The 15,495-nt window shown below is 72.8% G+C and carries 11 protein-coding genes; 9 read left to right on the top strand and 2 right to left on the bottom strand.

Going from position 1 to position 15,495, the window contains the following annotated elements; all coding sequences use genetic code 11:
* The first annotated feature begins 72 nt into the window (after positions 1-72).
* From GV126_RS36245 to GV126_RS04920, 3 genes are read left to right on the top strand one after another with little or no spacing between them, the layout of a single operon-like run.
* On the top strand, positions 73-828 hold the full coding sequence (locus tag GV126_RS36245) for a (Fe-S)-binding protein (protein ID WP_185948068.1): 756 nt from the start codon (positions 73-75) through the stop codon (positions 826-828).
* The gene (locus GV126_RS04915) at positions 825-2,312 is read left to right on the top strand and encodes a LutB/LldF family L-lactate oxidation iron-sulfur protein (protein WP_159663021.1); all 1,488 of its coding nucleotides are present in this window, start codon (positions 825-827) and stop codon (positions 2,310-2,312) included. The genes GV126_RS36245 and GV126_RS04915 overlap by 4 nt, the downstream gene beginning before the upstream one ends.
* Complete coding sequence (locus tag GV126_RS04920; RefSeq protein ID WP_159663023.1) at positions 2,309-2,953, top strand: LutC/YkgG family protein; 645 nt, start codon at positions 2,309-2,311, stop codon at positions 2,951-2,953. Before GV126_RS04915 ends, GV126_RS04920 begins: the two co-directional genes overlap by 4 nt.
* A 108-nt stretch (positions 2,954-3,061) precedes the next feature.
* Here GV126_RS04920 and GV126_RS04925 read toward each other — a convergent pair whose 3' ends face one another.
* The gene (locus tag GV126_RS04925; RefSeq protein WP_159663025.1) at positions 3,062-6,199 is read right to left on the bottom strand and encodes an alpha-L-rhamnosidase; all 3,138 of its coding nucleotides are present in this window, start codon (positions 6,197-6,199) and stop codon (positions 3,062-3,064) included.
* A gap of 118 nt (positions 6,200-6,317) precedes the next feature.
* Here GV126_RS04925 and GV126_RS04930 point away from each other — a divergent pair, with 118 nt between their 5' ends.
* Positions 6,318-6,617, top strand: coding sequence for a hypothetical protein (locus GV126_RS04930; protein ID WP_236569881.1), 300 nt, complete (start codon positions 6,318-6,320; stop codon positions 6,615-6,617).
* A gap of 254 nt (positions 6,618-6,871) precedes the next feature.
* Positions 6,872-8,107, top strand: a complete 1,236-nt coding sequence (locus GV126_RS04935) for a metallophosphoesterase (protein WP_159663027.1) — start codon at positions 6,872-6,874, stop codon at positions 8,105-8,107.
* Between the two features lie 178 nt (positions 8,108-8,285).
* On the opposite strand, the gene GV126_RS04940 is transcribed toward GV126_RS04935, so the two are convergent.
* Positions 8,286-9,257, bottom strand: a complete 972-nt coding sequence (locus GV126_RS04940) for a Gfo/Idh/MocA family protein (RefSeq protein WP_159663029.1) — start codon at positions 9,255-9,257, stop codon at positions 8,286-8,288.
* Between the two features lie 487 nt (positions 9,258-9,744).
* Here GV126_RS04940 and GV126_RS04945 point away from each other — a divergent pair, with 487 nt between their 5' ends.
* The 4 genes from GV126_RS04945 (at position 9,745) to polX (ending at position 15,321) form a co-directional block, all read left to right on the top strand.
* Positions 9,745-10,203: a MarR family winged helix-turn-helix transcriptional regulator gene (locus tag GV126_RS04945; RefSeq protein WP_159663031.1), complete on the top strand. Its 459-nt coding sequence runs from the start codon at positions 9,745-9,747 to the stop codon at positions 10,201-10,203.
* 108 nt (positions 10,204-10,311) lie between these two features.
* Positions 10,312-12,033, top strand: a complete 1,722-nt coding sequence (locus GV126_RS04950; RefSeq protein WP_159663033.1) for an MFS transporter — start codon at positions 10,312-10,314, stop codon at positions 12,031-12,033.
* 439 nt (positions 12,034-12,472) lie between these two features.
* Positions 12,473-13,468 (top strand): sigma-70 family RNA polymerase sigma factor, encoded by a 996-nt coding sequence (locus GV126_RS04955; protein ID WP_419796022.1) that lies wholly within the window; start codon positions 12,473-12,475, stop codon positions 13,466-13,468.
* Between the two features lie 74 nt (positions 13,469-13,542).
* Positions 13,543-15,321 carry a DNA polymerase/3'-5' exonuclease PolX gene (gene polX / locus GV126_RS04960; RefSeq protein ID WP_159663037.1) on the top strand — a complete coding sequence of 593 codons (1,779 nt, stop codon included), beginning with the start codon at positions 13,543-13,545 and terminating at the stop codon, positions 15,319-15,321.
* Positions 15,322-15,495: the final 174 nt, after the last annotated feature.

A 15,495-nucleotide genomic window follows, 5' to 3' on the forward strand; every position in this document is an offset into this window, starting at 1 on the left:
GGCGGGGACTTACCCCGCCTGCCGGGCCTTACTAGGCTTCATCCATCCGATGATCGACAACGAGGAGCCGCGATGCGTGTCGCCCTGTTCCTGACCTGCGTCAACGACACGCTGTATCCGGACACCGGGCGCGCCGTGGTGAAACTGCTGACCAGGCTGGGCGTGGACGTGGACTTCCCCACGGCCCAGACGTGTTGCGGGCAGGCGCACTACAACACCGGCTACCGGCACGAGGCGGAACCGCTGGCCCGGCACTTCTCCGATGTCTTCCGTGACTACGAGGCGATCGTGACCCCGTCCGGGTCGTGCGGGGCGATGGTGCGGGAGCTGTATCCCCGCATGGGCGAGCGGGCGCGGGCCGAGGGCCGGGGCGACGCACTGGCCCGGACACTGGCACCGGTGGTGCCCAAGACGTACGAGCTGACCGAGTTCCTGGTCGACGTGCTGGGCGTGACGGACGTCGGGGCGTACTACCCGCACCGGGTGACCTACCACCCGACCTGCCACGGGCTGCGCTCCCTGGGACTCGGGGACCGCCCCCGCAGGCTGCTGGAAGCGGTCAAGGGCCTGGAGCTGGTCGAGCTGCCGGGCGCGGAGGAGTGCTGCGGGTTCGGCGGCACCTTCGCGGTGAAGAACGCGGACGTCTCGGCGGCCATGGGCGCCGACAAGGTGCGCAACGCCGCCTCGACCGGCGCGGACGTGCTGTGCGCGGCCGACAACTCCTGCCTGATGCACATCGGCGGCACGATGACCCGGCTGGGCACCGGCATGCGGCCGGTGCACATCGCCGAGATCCTGGCGAGCACCGAGGAGGACCCGGCCGCATGAGCACCACATACCTGGGCATGCCCGCGTTCGAGTCGTTCCCGAAGGCCGCGCACGAGGCGGTCCGCGACGAAACCCTGCGCCGCAACCTGCGCCACGCCACCCACACCATCCGGGCCAAGCGGGCCAAGGCGGTGGCGGAAGTGTCCGACTGGGCGCGGCTGCGCGAGGCCGGCAAGCGGATCAAGGACCACACGCTGCGCCACCTGGACCGCTATCTGGTGCAGGTGGAGGAGGCGGTGACGGCGGCCGGCGGCACCGTGCACTGGGCGGTGGACGCCGAGGAGGCCAACCGGATCGTGGCCGGCCTGGTCAAGGCGACCGGCGAGCGCGAGGTCGTCAAGGTCAAGTCGATGGCGACGCAGGAGATCGGGCTCAACGAGGCCCTGGAGGCCGAGGGCATCCGCGCCTACGAGACCGACCTGGCCGAGCTGATCGTGCAGTTGGGCAAGGACCGGCCCTCGCACATCCTGGTCCCGGCCATCCACCGCAACCGCGGCGAGATCCGTGACATCTTCCGCTCCGAGATGGGCGCCTGGGGCCGCCCGGCCCCCGAGGGGCTGACCGACACACCCGCCGAACTCGCCGAGGCGGCCCGGCTGCACCTGCGGGAGAAGTTCCTGCGCGCCAAGGTCGGCATCTCCGGCGCCAACTTCGTCGTCGCCGAGACCGGCACCCTGGTGGTCGTGGAGTCCGAGGGCAACGGGCGGATGTGCCTGACCCTGCCCGAGACGCTGATCTCGGTCGTCGGCATCGAGAAGATCGTGCCCACCTGGCGGGACCTGGAGGTGTTCCTGCAGACCCTGCCCCGCTCGTCCACCGCCGAGCGGATGAACCCGTACACGTCGATGTGGACGGGCACCACCGACGGCGACGGCCCGAGCACCTTCCACCTGGTGCTGCTGGACAACGGCCGCACCGACACCCTCGCCGACGAGGTGGGCCGCCAGGCGCTGCGCTGCATCCGCTGCTCGGCCTGCCTGAACGTGTGCCCGGTGTACGAGCGGGCCGGCGGGCACGCCTACGGCCCGGTCTACCCCGGACCGATCGGCGCGATCCTCAGCCCGCAGCTGCGGGGCACGGCCAGCGAGATCGACGCCTCGCTGCCGTACGCGTCGTCGCTGTGCGGCGCCTGCTACGAGGTGTGCCCGGTCGCCATCGACATCCCCGAGGTGCTGGTGCATCTGCGCGAGCGGGTCGCCGAGGGCGGGCAGGCGACACGAGGCGGCAGCAAGGTGGTGCTCAAGCCCGCCAAGGGCCACGCGGCCGAGCGGGCGGCGATGCGGGCGGCGCGCTGGGCGTTCACGCATCCCGGTGCGCTGGCCGCCGGTCAGCGGCTGGCCTCGCGCACCCGCCGCTTCCATCCCCGTACGCTGCCCGGACCCGGCCGGGCCTGGAGCGGCAGCCGGGATCTGCCGGCGGTGCCCGCGGAGCCGTTCCGGGACTGGTGGCAGCGCACCCGCGGCGGAAAGGACGAGGCGAAGTGAGCAGCAGGGAGAGGATCCTGGGCCGGGTGCGCCGCGCCCTGGCGGACGTGCCGGCGAACGACACGCCCTACGAGGAGGCCGTCCACCGCGACTATCTGCGCCGGCACGGCGAGCGGACCGTCGCCCAGACGGTGGACCTGCTGGCGGAGAACCTGGTGGACTACCGGGCGATCGTGCACCGCAGCGACACCGCGGGGCTGCCGGGGCTCATCGCCCATCTGCTGGGCGAGCGGGACGCGAAAAGCGTGCTGGTGCCGCCGGGGCTGGACGCGGGGTGGCTGGCGCAGACGGACGTGCCGAGGGTGGAGGACCGGGCGGAGAGCACCCCGGACGAACTGGACCACGTCGACAGTGTGATCACCGGCTGCGCGGTCGCCGTCGCCGAGACCGGCACCATCGTCCTGGACGGCTCCCCCGACCAGGGCCGCCGCCGGATCACCCTGGTCCCCGACCACCACATCTGCGTGGTCCGCGTCCCCGACCAGGTCGTCGCCTCCGTCCCCGAGGCCCTGGAACGTCTCACCCCGTCCCGTCCCCTGACGTGGATCTCCGGACCGTCCGCGACCAGCGACATCGAACTGGACCGGGTGGAGGGCGTGCACGGGCCGCGCATCCTGGAAGTGGTCCTGGTCGGCGACTGAGGCACCGGTCCCGGCGACCGCGGCCCGCGGCCCGCGGCCCGCAGCCCGCAGCCCGTCGGCCCCGCACGATGTCCGTGCGGGGCCGACGGCCGTCTTTGTGGTGTGCGGTCAGCTCAGGGCGGAGGTCACTTCGTAGCGCCCCGACGGCAGCCGGTAGGAGGCCGTGCCGTCCGCGAAGCCCAGATACCTCACTCCCCCGACGTGGGACAGCGGCGTCCTGCCCTCGCGAACGGTGTCCGGGTCCGCGGCCGGAAGGCGCAGGGTGGCCGTGGAGTTGGCGGGGACGACGGCCCGGTAGGTCAGGGTGCGGTCCTTCACCGTCCACTCGCTGGCGATCCGGCCGTACGGGGAGACGTGCTCACCGGCCACGTGCGTGATGCGGCCCGTGGGGTCGGGGTGGGGGCGCAGGAAGAAGTGGCGGAAGCCCGGGTGCTCGGGGTCCTTGGCGATACCGGCCATGCCCTCGTACATCCACTCCATGATCGCCCCGTAGGAATAGTGGTTGAAGGAGTTCATCTCCACCGGCCCGAAGCCGTCCTGCTTCGAGTAGGAGTTCCAGCGCTCCCAGACGGTGGTGGCGCCGTTGTCCACCGAGTACAGCCAGGACGGCATGGCGTTCTGGTGGAGCAGCTTGTAGGCGAGGTCGGCGCGGCCCTCGTCGGTGAGGACGGGGGCGAGCACGTTCACCCCGAGGAAGCCGACGGAGAGGGTGTTCTCGGCGTACTGCACGCGCGTGCTGCCGGGGTGGGCGGCCTTGTAGGCGGCGTCGTTGCCGATGTTGTCGGCGAGCAGGGCGACCAGCCGGCGGCGCTGGGCCTCGGTGTCGTACAGGCCGAGTTTGAGCACCCACAGCAGCGCGGTCTGGCTGTTGTCCTCGGGGGCGGTGCCGTTGATCGGGCTGCCGCCGAGGCTGGAGCGGACGGTGACGGTGTCGCCGTCCACCGTCAGGTACTTCGCCAGGAAGGCCCGCTTGATGTCGGCGAAGAGCGCGTCGTACCGGTCGGCCTCGGCGGTGCGGTCCGTCGCCCGTGCCATCTGCGCCATCAGGCGGGTGCTGTAGGCGTAGTACACGTCGCTCATGAACTGGGTGCCGGTGCTCTGCGGGGCGAGCCAGTCGGCGAACAGGGCACCCTGGCCGGCGTAGGTGTCCCCGGTCCTGGCCCGGATCCAGTCCAGGTAGCGGGTCATCGCCGCCCAGCTGCGGTCGACGACCGTCCGGTCGCCGCTCATCTGCCACACCGTCCAGGGCACGACGACCCCGCAGTCGGCCCAACCGCTCACCGGGGCGGCCGCGTTGTAGCGGTTGCCGGGGGCGACGGCCGTGAACTGGGCGCCGTCCAGGCCGTAGGTCTTCTGCGACTCGATGAGGATGTCCTCGAAGTGGCTGAGGAAGGCGACCGCGTCGACGTTGTACAGGCCGGTGCCGCAGAACAGCTGGGTGTCGCCGGTCCAGCCGAGGCGTTCGTCGCGCTGCGGGCAGTCGGTGGGGATCCACAGGTAGTTGCCGCGCTGGCCCCAGTGGACGTTGCTGATCAGCTGGTTGACCTGGGCGTCGTCGGTGGTGACGGTGCCGATCTCGCGCAGCGCGGAGGTGGCGACCCGCCCGGTCAGGGAGGTGACGGTGACCGGTCCGCCGGTGACCGTCACCGACGCGTAGCGGAAGCCGTAGAAGGTGAGGGAGTCCTCGTGGGTCTCGCCGTGCGGGTCGCCCTTGAGGGTGTACGTGCTGGTCGCCTTCGCGGTGCGCAGGTTGGCGCGGTAGACCGAGCCCTCCGGGCCGTCGGCGCCCTTGCTGGTGTCGTTCAGCATCTCGCCGAAGCGGAAGGCGACTTCGGCGCCGGCCGGCCCGCGCAGGGTGTAGCGGGGCACTCCGACCATGTTCTGGCCCAGGTCGAAGACCGCCGTGTCGCCCTCGGCGAGCGTGACCGAGGCGGTCGCGGCGCGGGCGGGGTCGGTGACCGTGCGGGCGGGGTCCACGACGACGCGGCCCTTGCCGTTGGCGCTGCCCGCCTGGCCGGTGACGCCGGTGTACACGGTCACGGACCGCGGTCTGCGGTCCCACTCGGGGGTGAGGCGGGCGCTCTCGCCCGGGGAGGCGACCAGCATGGCGCCGGGGGAACGGGCGGCGTGGCCGTGCTCGGCCACGTCCGCCCAGGCGGAGTCGTCGAAGCCGTTCGCCGTCCAGCCGGGCAGTTCCCTGCGGGCGTCGTAGGTCTGGCCGTCGTAGATGTCGTCGGCGCGGTAGGGACCGGGGTCGGTGGCCTTCCAGCCGGCGCCGGGCCCGGTGACCACCGACTGGGTGGAGCCGTCGGCGTAGCGCAGGAGCAGCTTGGCCTTCAGGGCGAGCGGGTTGCCGTCCTCGGCGTAGTACACGCTGCCGTCGGAGACGCGGCCGTTGTACCAGCCGTTGCCGAGCACCGCGGCGAGGGTGAGCTGCCGGTCCTCCCCCACCAGGGCGGTGACGTCATAGGTGAGGTAGCTGACGGTGGTGTCGTAGTTCGTCCAGCCCGGGGCGAGGAGTTCGTGGGTGGTGCCGTCGCCGTGCGGGACGCTGACCCGGCGGCCGTTGACGTACGCCTCGTACACGCCGAGCGCCGAGAGGTACAGCCGCGCCTCGCGGACCCGGCCGCGCAGGGCGACCTGGCGGCGCAGCAGCGGCGCTCCGGGCGAGTTCGGCTTCTTGCCGGCCATGGTGATCCAGCGGGCGCCGTCCCAGCGGGTGGTGCCGTCGGTGCTCATCAGGCCGGTCTCGAAGGTGGCCACCGGGGCGTCCGGCAGCGGCCGCCCGCGCTCGTCCCAGACGCGTACGGTCCAGAAGTAGCGGGTCGAGGGGGTGAGCGCGCGGCCGGCGTGGCGCACGGCCACCGACTCCGCCGAGACGACCCGTCCGCTGTCCCACACGTCGGCGCGGCCCGGTCGCAGCCGGTCGGCGGAGGTGGCGACGAGGAGGCGGTAGGCGCTCTGGCGGCGGCCGCGGACCGGGGAGGACATGCGCCAGCCGAAACGGGGGTTCTCCGCGTCCACGCCCAGGGGATCGGGGCGGTGTTCGACCGTCAGCGCCTCGACGGCGGTGCCCTGCGGGGCGGTGGGCACGGCCGAGGCGGCCGGGCCGGCGGGGGCCGCGGGGGCCCGGCCGGCCGCCGCGACCCCGCCCGCCAGGGCCACCGGTACCGCGCCGAGCGCGGTGGCCAGCACTGTTCTGCGGCGCACTGTTCCGTCCGCCGTGCCGTCGGCTCCGTTGTTCATGCCGTTGTCCCTTCGGCCGCTGGAGTTGTATCGATCGGGAGTTGTATCGATTCAGACGAGCGGCCGATGAAGTTAGTGGCACGGGAGGCGATTGTCTACGCTCTGGGCAGAGTGGAAATTGAAACCGTTCAAAAGGGGAGCACCGGGTTCCGGGGGCTGGGGCCTCACCGACCCCGTCGCCCGCCCCTGCCCGGAATGCGGCACCGAGGCGCTCCCTCTCCTCACCATCGCCACCACCGAATGGAACGCCGGCAGCGACAGCTGGGCCCCGGAGGAGGAACGGACGAACCCGACTCCACCCCTCCGCGGCACCCCACCCGCGACCTTCACCCTGATCATGATCGCCGGCGGCTACAACCTCCAGCTCCACGCCTGCCCGGCCGACCCCTCCCACCCCCACATCGAACTGGTCCAGTGACCATGCGGCCGTCCGCCGCTCAAGCGCGCGTTCGAGCGCCGCGAGCGCTGTGCCGCCGCAGCTGATGCCACGGGTGAGCCGAGGTTCGGGTGCCGCGGGAGTCCGCCGAGACCGTCGGGGACCGGGTCGGTCGCGGCTGACTGCGCGGAAGCCGACCCTGGCGTTCCTCGGTTCGGCGGCAAAGCCGGCCCGGCCGGCCCGAAGGCGACCGGATACAGTGCGCGAGACGGCAGCCCGGTCAGGGAGGGAAAAGCGTGACCGACACCAGCAGCACCCGGCCCGCCGAGAGCGAGGCACCAGCGCCGCGGCCGAGCCGGCTGCGCCGCCTGATGCGCTGCATCCCCCTGATCGCCCCGGTCCTGCTGTGGGCCGTTCCCTGCTGGGTGCTGCTGTACACCGGTCAGCACTGGCCGCTGCCCGCCACCGTGGTCGGCACCGTCCTGTTCGTCCTCGGCCTCGTCGGCATGCCGCTCGCGATGGCGCGCGGCCACGGCCGGCGCCAGCAGGACCGGGCGGCGATCGTCGGTGACACCCTGCTGGGCACCAGCTGGGTTCTGTTCATCTGGTCCGTCCTGCTCGGCGTCCTGTTGCGGCTCGCCCTGACCGTGGCCGGCGTCGGCGAGGGCCAGGACCGGGCCCGCATCGTCACCTGGGCCGTCCTCGGCACCACCGCCGTCCTGCTCGGCTGGGGATACGCAGAGGCCCGCCGCGTGCCACGTGTGCGCCGACTCGACGTGCGACTCCCGCGCCTGGGTGCCGGATTGGACGGGCTGCGTGTCGTCCTGGTCACCGACACCCACTACGGGCCGCTCGATCGCGCCCGCTGGTCGGCACGGGCGTGCGAGAAGGTGAACACCCTGGAAGCCGACCTGGTCTGCCACACCGGCGACATCGCGGACGGCACGGCAGAACGCCGCCGTGCCCAGGCCGCCCCACTCGGCACGGTGCGCGCCACCCACGCCCGTGTCTACGTCACCGGCAACCACGAGTACTACAGCGAGGCCCAGGGCTGGGTGGACCTGATGGACGAGCTGGGCTGGGAGCCGCTGCGCAACCGCCACCTGCTGCTCGAACGCGGAGGCGACGCCCTCGTCGTCGCCGGCGTGGACGACGTCACCGCCGAGTCCTCCGGTCTGGCGGGCCACCGCGCCCCCCTCGCCGGAGCCCTGGACGGCGCCGATCCCGACCTGCCCGTCCTGCTCCTGGCCCACCAGCCGAAATTCGTCGACCGGGCGGCAGCCGCAGGCACCGACCTCCAGCTCTCCGGCCCCACCCCCGGGGGCCAGATCTGGCCCTTCCACCCCCGGGTCCGCCTCGGCCAGCCCGCCCTCGCCGGCCTCAGCCGCCACGGCACCCGCGCCCTCCTCTACACCAGCCGCGGCACCGGCTTCTGGGGCCCGCCGTTCCGCGTCTTCGCCCCCAGCGAGATCACCCTGCTGGTGCTCCGCTCCCCGCACGCGCAGGCCGAGGGGTCCGGCGTCGACGGATGATCAGGTTCGTCTCGCCGCGCACAGTCCGGGCCGGTGCTCCCGGCGTCAGGTGCGTGATCTGGTTGCCGTCTGCTCGAAGGGCCGGTGGTTCGAGCAGGCGATGCACCTCCGGCCGTGCACTCGGCTTTGGGCGTATGTTCGTCCTGGCGTATCCGGCGGTCCGCCGGCCCCTCAGCGGTCACAGGACCGTCGCACAGTCCTGGATGGTGTCCACGACACGGGCCTGTTCGACCATCGCCCACACGTCACCGGGCGGCGCACCGCGCACCGCGCGCACGAACGCGCCGGTGCTGCCGTCGAACTGGTCGTCGGCGTCCAGGGTCAACTCCTCGACGTGGTCCTGTCGTTCGATGCGGACGACAGGGCGCAGGGTGGCCGGCGCGCTGTAGACCCGGTGCACGCTGAGCCGCCCCAGCGAACCCCACAGCGCGTAGGTGTTCCGGTACGCGTGCGCAAAGCCGAAACCCACCTGCGCGGTCACCCCGTCCTTGCGCGCCAGCAGCGCGCCGCCCGCCACGTCCACACCGCTCGCCGGGTCCGTACGCAGCACGGCACCCGCCACCTCCAGGCCCGGGCCGAGGAACTCCAGCGCGGCCCGCACCGGGTACACCCCGACGTCGAGCAGCGCGCCCCCGCCCAGCTCCGGGCGGTAACGGATGTCCTCCGGGGCGCGCGGCGGGATGCCGAACGACGCTGACAGTTCGCGCAGCTCGCCGATGGCGCCGCTCTCGAGCAACCGGCGGACCTCGGCGTGCAGGGTGTGATGGGGGAAGGTCATGTTCTCGTGCAGCACCAGCCCCCGCTCCCGGGCGAGCGCAAGCAGGTCCTCCGTCTCCGTCAGGCTGACGGTCGTCGGCTTCTCCACCAGGACGTGTTTGTCCGCGAGCAACGCCCGCTCGACCCACTCGCGGTGCAGTCCGGTGGGAAGGGGCACGTACACGGCGTCCACGTCGTCCCGTTCCAGCACTGCCCGGTAACCCCGGACGGGTGTGCCGCCGAAGCGGTCGGCGAAGCGTGCGGCCCGGTCGGGGTCACGGCTGCCGATGGCCGTGATGCGCACCTGGGGCGCGGCCGCCAGCACCGGCAGTGTGCGCCGCCAGGCGATGTCGGCGCAGGAGATCACCCCGAACCGTACCGGCCGCTCGTTCATGGCGTTCCCCCCGTCGCCCGCAGGCAGGCCGGCAGGGTGCGGGCCTGCATATCGCGGTGGTAACCGTACTGGACCGGCGTGACGAGCGCTCGCCCAGCGAGCAGTCTGCCCGGGCAGGGGTCGAAGTGGGTCGCGCCGGCGCCACCTGTCCGGCCGACGGGGCGCATTGACCTACCGTCACCCCGTCGGTCGCCTCGTGCAGGCGCGGGGCGCGGTGCGGCGCCTCCGCGTTGCCGGGCGCGGAGCTGCGGCCGGGTGCGCGCCGGCCGCCGGTCGGTGCGGCCGGGCGTTCGAGCGGCACGCGGTACCGGCGGTACACCCGTACCGGCGGCACACCCGCACCCGGCGGCACGGGCCGTCCGATCGGCTCCGGGTGCCCGTCAGTCGTCGGTGTGCAAACCCCGAACCCCGAGAACTCTCCGAGGACGTCGAAGAACATCCTCGCGCCCTCATTGCTTCACCGTCCACACAGGTGCATCATGCACTTATGCATAAGCGGGTTATGGATACCGCCTCCGCGCAGACGCCCGGTGAGGAACTGATCATCGCCGTGGAGCAGATGGTCCGGTACGTGCGCCAGAGCGCGACGGCCGGCGGGCTGAGCACCGCGGCCTCCTCGGCGCTGGGGCGGCTGGGCCGGGAGGGGCCGCAGCGGCTGACCGAGCTGGCGCGGGCGGAGAACGTCTCCCAGCCCAACATGACGCAGCTGGTCACCCGCATGGAGCGGGCCGGTCTCGTCCGCCGCGTCGCCGACCGCACCGACGGCCGGGGGGTGCTGGTGGAGGCCACCGACACCGGTCTGGAGGTGTTCCGGCAGCGGCGCGCCGAGCGCGCCCGGGCGCTGGAGCGGCTCGTCGCGGAGCTGACCGGGCCGGAGCAGCGCGCGGTGCGGACCGCGCTGCCGGCGCTGGCCCGCGCGATCCAGCAGCACCAGGCGCGTTCCTGAGCCCACCGGCCCACCGGCCCACCCGCGCCGCGCTCACTGTTCCCGCCGCCGCACACCTGTCACCGCCCGGCCGCACACGTGTGGCCACCTGAGGGGAGAAGGACGGTCATGAGTACACCGCACGAGAAGACGGCCAGTCCGTTCCGGCAGCCCAAGGCCGTCTGGGCCGTGGCGTTCGCCTGCGTGATCTCGTTCATGGGCATCGGGCTCGTCGACCCGATCCTGCCCGCGCTGGCGGAGAGCCTGCACGCCTCGCCGAGCCAGGTATCCCTGCTGTTCAGCAGCTATCTGATCGTCACCGCGGTCGCGATGCTGTTCGTCGGCTGGTTCTCCAGCCGGTTCGGGGCCAAGCGCACCCTGGTCATAGGCCTGGCCGTCATCGTCGTCTTCGCGGCGCTGGCAGGCTCCACCGACTCCATCAACGGCATCGTCGGTTTCCGCGCCGGCTGGGGCCTGGGCAACGCCCTGTTCATCGCCACCTCCCTGGCCGTGATCGTCGCCTCCGCCAGCGGCGGCTTCGGCGGCGCGATCATCCTCTACGAGACCGCCCTCGGCCTCGGTATCGCCGTAGGCCCGCTGCTGGGCGGTGAACTGGGCGCCATCAGCTGGCGCGGCCCGTTCTTCGGCGTCGCCGCCCTCATGGCCATCGCCCTGCTCGCCACCCTCGCCTTCGTTCCCAGCCTGCCCAAGCCGAAGCAGCGCACCTCCCCCATCGCCCCGCTCAAGGCACTGCGCCACCGCGGTCTGCTGACCATGGGCCTGATGGCCCTGCTGTACAACTGGGGCTTCTTCACGATGCTCGGCTACGCCCCGTACCCGATGAAGCTGAGCGCGCACGAACTCGGGCTCGTCTTCACCGGCTGGGGCCTGCTGGTGGCCGCCTTCAGCGTCTTCTTCGCCCCGCGCCTGCAGGCCCGGTTCGGCACCGCGAAGGTCCTCTACGCCAACCTGCTGGGCCTGAGCGTCGTCATGGCGGTCATCGCCGCCGGCGTCACCACGCCCACGACCGTGATCGTCGCGGTCATCGTCAGCGGCGCCTTCATCGGCATCAACAACACCCTCACCACCCAGGCCGTCATGCTCGTCTCCCCCGTCGAGCGCCCGGTGGCGTCCTCCGCCTACGGCTTCCTGCGCTTCATCGGCGGCGGCCTGGCCCCCTACGTCGCCGGCAAGCTGGCCGACGCCACCGACCTGAGCGTGCCGTTCTACCTCGGCGCCGCCACCTTCTTCCTCGCCATCCCGGTCCTGGCCAGCGGTCACCGCCTGCTCCGGCAGGCCGAGACGCGCACCGACGAGACCGAGTCCATGGAACCGACGCTGACCCCCGTCGGCACCCCGGCCACCTCGAACGGGGCCCCCGTGGTCGTCGCCGTCGGCTCCCACGCCCGCGCCGCCGCGATCGTCGACGCCGCCGCCCGCCTCGCCCGCGACACCAACAGCCCGCTGGAGGTCGTCCACGTCCGGCAGACCGCCGTCGTCGAGGAACAGGCCGTCGACACCGAGACCGCCGACCAGGCCCGGGCCGCCGTCACCGCCCACCTGGACCGGCTCGCCGCGCACGGCGTCCGGGCCACCGGCCAGATCCTCACCAGCATCGGCGACCACGCCGCCGCCGGCCGGGTGCTGGCCCGGCACGCCGACCACATCGGTGCCCGCACCGTCGCGGTGGGCCGCTCGCCGCGCGGCCCGGTGGCGCAGTTCGCCGAGGGCAGTCTCACCACCGCCCTCACCCAGGCCGCCCGCTGCACCGTCGTCCTGATCGACACCGACCACACACCCCGGCCCCTGACCACGGACACCCTGACCGAGCTGCGCGACAGCGCGGTCTGATCCGGCCGGCACCCCGGGCGCGCGGGCCGCGGCGCACACCTCACGCGCCGCGGCCCGCCGGCCTGTCCGTTCCCGGCGACGGCAACGGCGGTGACGGCAACGGCGGGGGACGCGCGCAACCTCGACAGGCCCGTCGGCTCCTCCGTACGTGCGGCCGGCGGCCCCGGATCCACCGCGGCACGCGGCGAGGAGGCCACGTCAGGGGGCCGGTCGATCGGTCGATCAGACGAGGCCGGCCGGGTCGGGCGCCCCCCCCACCACGTCCGCCGCACCAGAACCCCGGTCCGACGCCGGCGGACCGCAGTGGCGGCGGTGGAGCTGCGGTGTGGGCGTGCCTGCCTCGGGTACTCGCCGCTCCTGTCCAGGGCACGAGTGCCAGACGATGTCAAGCGGAAGGGGACGGAGGGCCGCAACGATGCCCGCACCGGCACGATCCGCCGTGGCGGACCCGCGAGAGAGCCGCCGCGCCACCGAACACTCCGCACGCCCGCGCAGCCGCACCCCGGAACCCGGCGACGAAGCCGATCTGCTCGGCCAGTACCTGAACCAGATCTCCGCGACGCCGCTGCTCAGCGCCGAGGAGGAGGTCCGGCTGGCCCAGCGCATCGAGGCGGGGGTGCGCGCCGCCGAGGAGCTGGCCCGGGCCGAGGCCGAAGGAGGCGACCTGCCGCCACACCGGCGGCGTGAGCTGGAGGCAGCCGCGCACGACGGGCAGTGCGCCAAGGACCACATGATCCGGGCCAACCTGCGGCTCGTGGTGTCGATCGCCAAGCGCCACGCCCACCGGGGCATGCCCCTGCTCGACCTCATCCAGGAGGGCAACCTCGGGCTGATCCGGGCGATCGAGAAGTTCGACCACACCAAGGGTTTCAAGCTCTCCACGTACGCCACCTGGTGGATCCGCCAGGCCATCGAACGGGGCTTGGCCCAGCACGCCCGCACGGTACGGCTGCCCATGCACGTCGTGGAGGAGCTGCAGAAGCTCGCCAAGGTCGAACGCAAACTCCAGCTGCGCCTCGACCACGAGCCGACGGAGGAGGAGGTCGCCCGGGAGAGCGGCCTGAAACCCGAACGTGTCACCTGGCTGCGCCGGGTCGGACGGCACGCGGTCAGCCTCGACACACCCGTCGACGACACCGGCGAGACCGTGGTCGGCGACCTCATCCCGGCCACCGACGTGCTGCAGGCACCGGAGGTCGCCGAGTACCGGGCGCTCGCCGAGGAACTGCGCGACGCCCTGGGCACGCTCGGCCCCCGCGAGGCCATGATCCTCAGCCTGCGCTACGGCCTGCACGACGGTACGCCCCGCACCCTGCAGCAGGTGGCGGAGCGGGTGGGGCTCACCCGCGAACGCGTCCGCCAGCTGGAGAAGCAGTCGCTGGCCCACCTGCGGGCGCCGGAGCGCGGCGAACGCCTGCTGGAGTGGGCGAGCTGACGTGAGCCGACGGACCCGACGGCCCGGGCGGGGAACGGATCGCCCGGGCGGGTGTGCTCGCCTAACCTGAAGGTGTGGCTCGTTCCAACGACGAGATCGCCGCGCTGTTCGCCGAGTACGCGGATCTGATCTCGATCACCGGAGGAGACGCGTACAAGGCACGTGTCTACGAGAAGGCCGCCCGGTCGGTGGGCGGCTACCACGCCGACGTGGCCACCCTCGACGTCAAGGGCCTGCAGGAGATACCCAACGTCGGCAAGTCGATCGCGGAGAAGATCGTCGAGTACTTCCGCACCGGCAAGGTGTCCGCGGTGGAGGAACTGCGGGCGAAGATCCCCTCGGGTGTGCGGCGGCTGACGGCCATCCCCACGCTCGGCCCGAAGAAGGCCTGTGTCCTGTACGAGGAGCTGGGCATCTCCTCGGTGGAGGAGCTGGCCGAGGCCATCCGTGCCGAGCGGCTGCGCGACCTGAAGGGCTTCGGCCCCAGGACCGAGGAGAACATCCTGCACGGCATCGAGCTGCTGCGGTCCTCCTCGGACCGGGTCCTGCTGGATGTGGCCGCCGACCTCGCCGAGGACGTCGTCGCCGCGCTGTCCGCGGTGACCGGTTGCCTGCGGTGCACGTACGCCGGTTCGCTGCGCCGCTTCCGCGAGACCATCGGGGACATCGACGTGCTGACCGCGGCGACCGATCCGGGGCCGCTGATGCGGGCGTTCACCGAGCTGCCGTACGTCTCGGAGGTCGTCGCCCGCGGTGAGAAGAAGACCTCGGTCCGCACCACCAGGGGCCTCTCCGTCGACCTGCGGGTCGTCCCGCCCGATTCCTGGGGCGCGGCCCTGCAGTACTTCACCGGCGCCAAGGCGCACAACATCCGCACCCGCGAACTCGCCGTCCACCAGAAGCTGAAGCTGTCCGAGTACGGGCTGTTCGACGCCGAGACCGGCGAGAAGATCGTCTCCGAGACGGAGGAGGAGGTCTACGCCCGGCTCGGACTGCCCTGGATCCCGCCCCCACTGCGCGAGGACCGCGGGGAGATCGAGGCCGGACTGCGCGGCGAGCTGCCCGAGTTGGTCGAGGAGGCGCAGCTCCGCGGCGACCTGCACACCCACACCGACCTCACCGACGGCCTGGCCCCGCTGGAGGAGATGGTCGAGGCGGCCGCGCGGCGCGGCTACGCCTACTACGCGGTGACCGACCACGGACCCGCCCTGTCCATGCAGCGCATGACGGACGAGCGGATGCTGGCCCAGCGCGAGCAGGTGCGTGCCCTCGACGGCGTCTACGGCCGCAACGGGCGGCGCGCCCGGGGCGGGGGCATGCGCCTGCTGCACGGCGCCGAGCTGAACATCGACCCCGACGGCGGCGTGGACTGGCCGGAGGACTTCCTGGCCGGCTTCGACCTGTGCGTGGCCTCGGTGCACTCGCACTTCAACCGGTCGCGCCGGGAGCTGACCCGGCGGCTGGTGCGGGCCTGCGAGAACCCGTACGTCGACATCATCGGCCATCCCACCACCCGGATCATCGGCAGACGGCCGGGCCTGGACGCCGACTGGGACGAGGTGTTCGCCGCCTGCGCCCGCACCGGCACCGCACTGGAGATCAACGCCCACCCGGACCGGCTGGACCTGCGCGACGAGGACATCCTGCGGGCCAGGCGCCACGGCGTGAAGTTCGCCGTCGACAGCGACGCCCACGCCACCGTGCACCTGGCCACCATCCGCTACGGGGTGGGCACGGCGCAGCGCGGCTGGCTCACCCAGGACGACGTGATCAACACCTGGCCCGAGGCGCGGCTGCGCCGCTTCCTGCGCAAGGGCCGCACCAAGCGGCGCCCCGGGCGCTCCGCGGCCTGACCGGCCGGGCGGGGTTTTCCGGCACCCCGGGCAGGGACCGCGGCCCCGGTGCGTGAAACACCCGGTACGGGGGCAGTCGGAGGCGTTGTGCGCGAACCCGCGGAGCGCCCGGGGCCGGGCGAGGTGACCGCAGGGACGGGTGACAACAGGCACGGCCGTCGTGAAGGAGCCCGC

This window comes from Streptomyces mexicanus, assembly GCF_902506575.1.
GTDB classification, from domain to species: Bacteria; Actinomycetota; Actinomycetes; order Streptomycetales; family Streptomycetaceae; genus Streptomyces; species Streptomyces mexicanus.

What these genes read in the sequence shown, in the direction of transcription:
- GV126_RS36245 (WP_185948068.1), top strand. Translation starts at nt 73, where the DNA reads ATGCGTGTCGCCCTGTTCCTGACCTGCGTCAACGACACGCTGTATCCG.
- GV126_RS04915 (WP_159663021.1), top strand. Translation starts at nt 825, where the DNA reads ATGAGCACCACATACCTGGGCATGCCCGCGTTCGAGTCGTTCCCGAAG.
- GV126_RS04925 (WP_159663025.1), bottom strand. Translation starts at nt 6,199, where the DNA reads ATGAACAACGGAGCCGACGGCACGGCGGACGGAACAGTGCGCCGCAGA.
- GV126_RS04940 (WP_159663029.1), bottom strand. Translation starts at nt 9,257, where the DNA reads ATGAACGAGCGGCCGGTACGGTTCGGGGTGATCTCCTGCGCCGACATC.
- GV126_RS04945 (WP_159663031.1), top strand. Translation starts at nt 9,745, where the DNA reads ATGCATAAGCGGGTTATGGATACCGCCTCCGCGCAGACGCCCGGTGAG.
- GV126_RS04950 (WP_159663033.1), top strand. Translation starts at nt 10,312, where the DNA reads ATGAGTACACCGCACGAGAAGACGGCCAGTCCGTTCCGGCAGCCCAAG.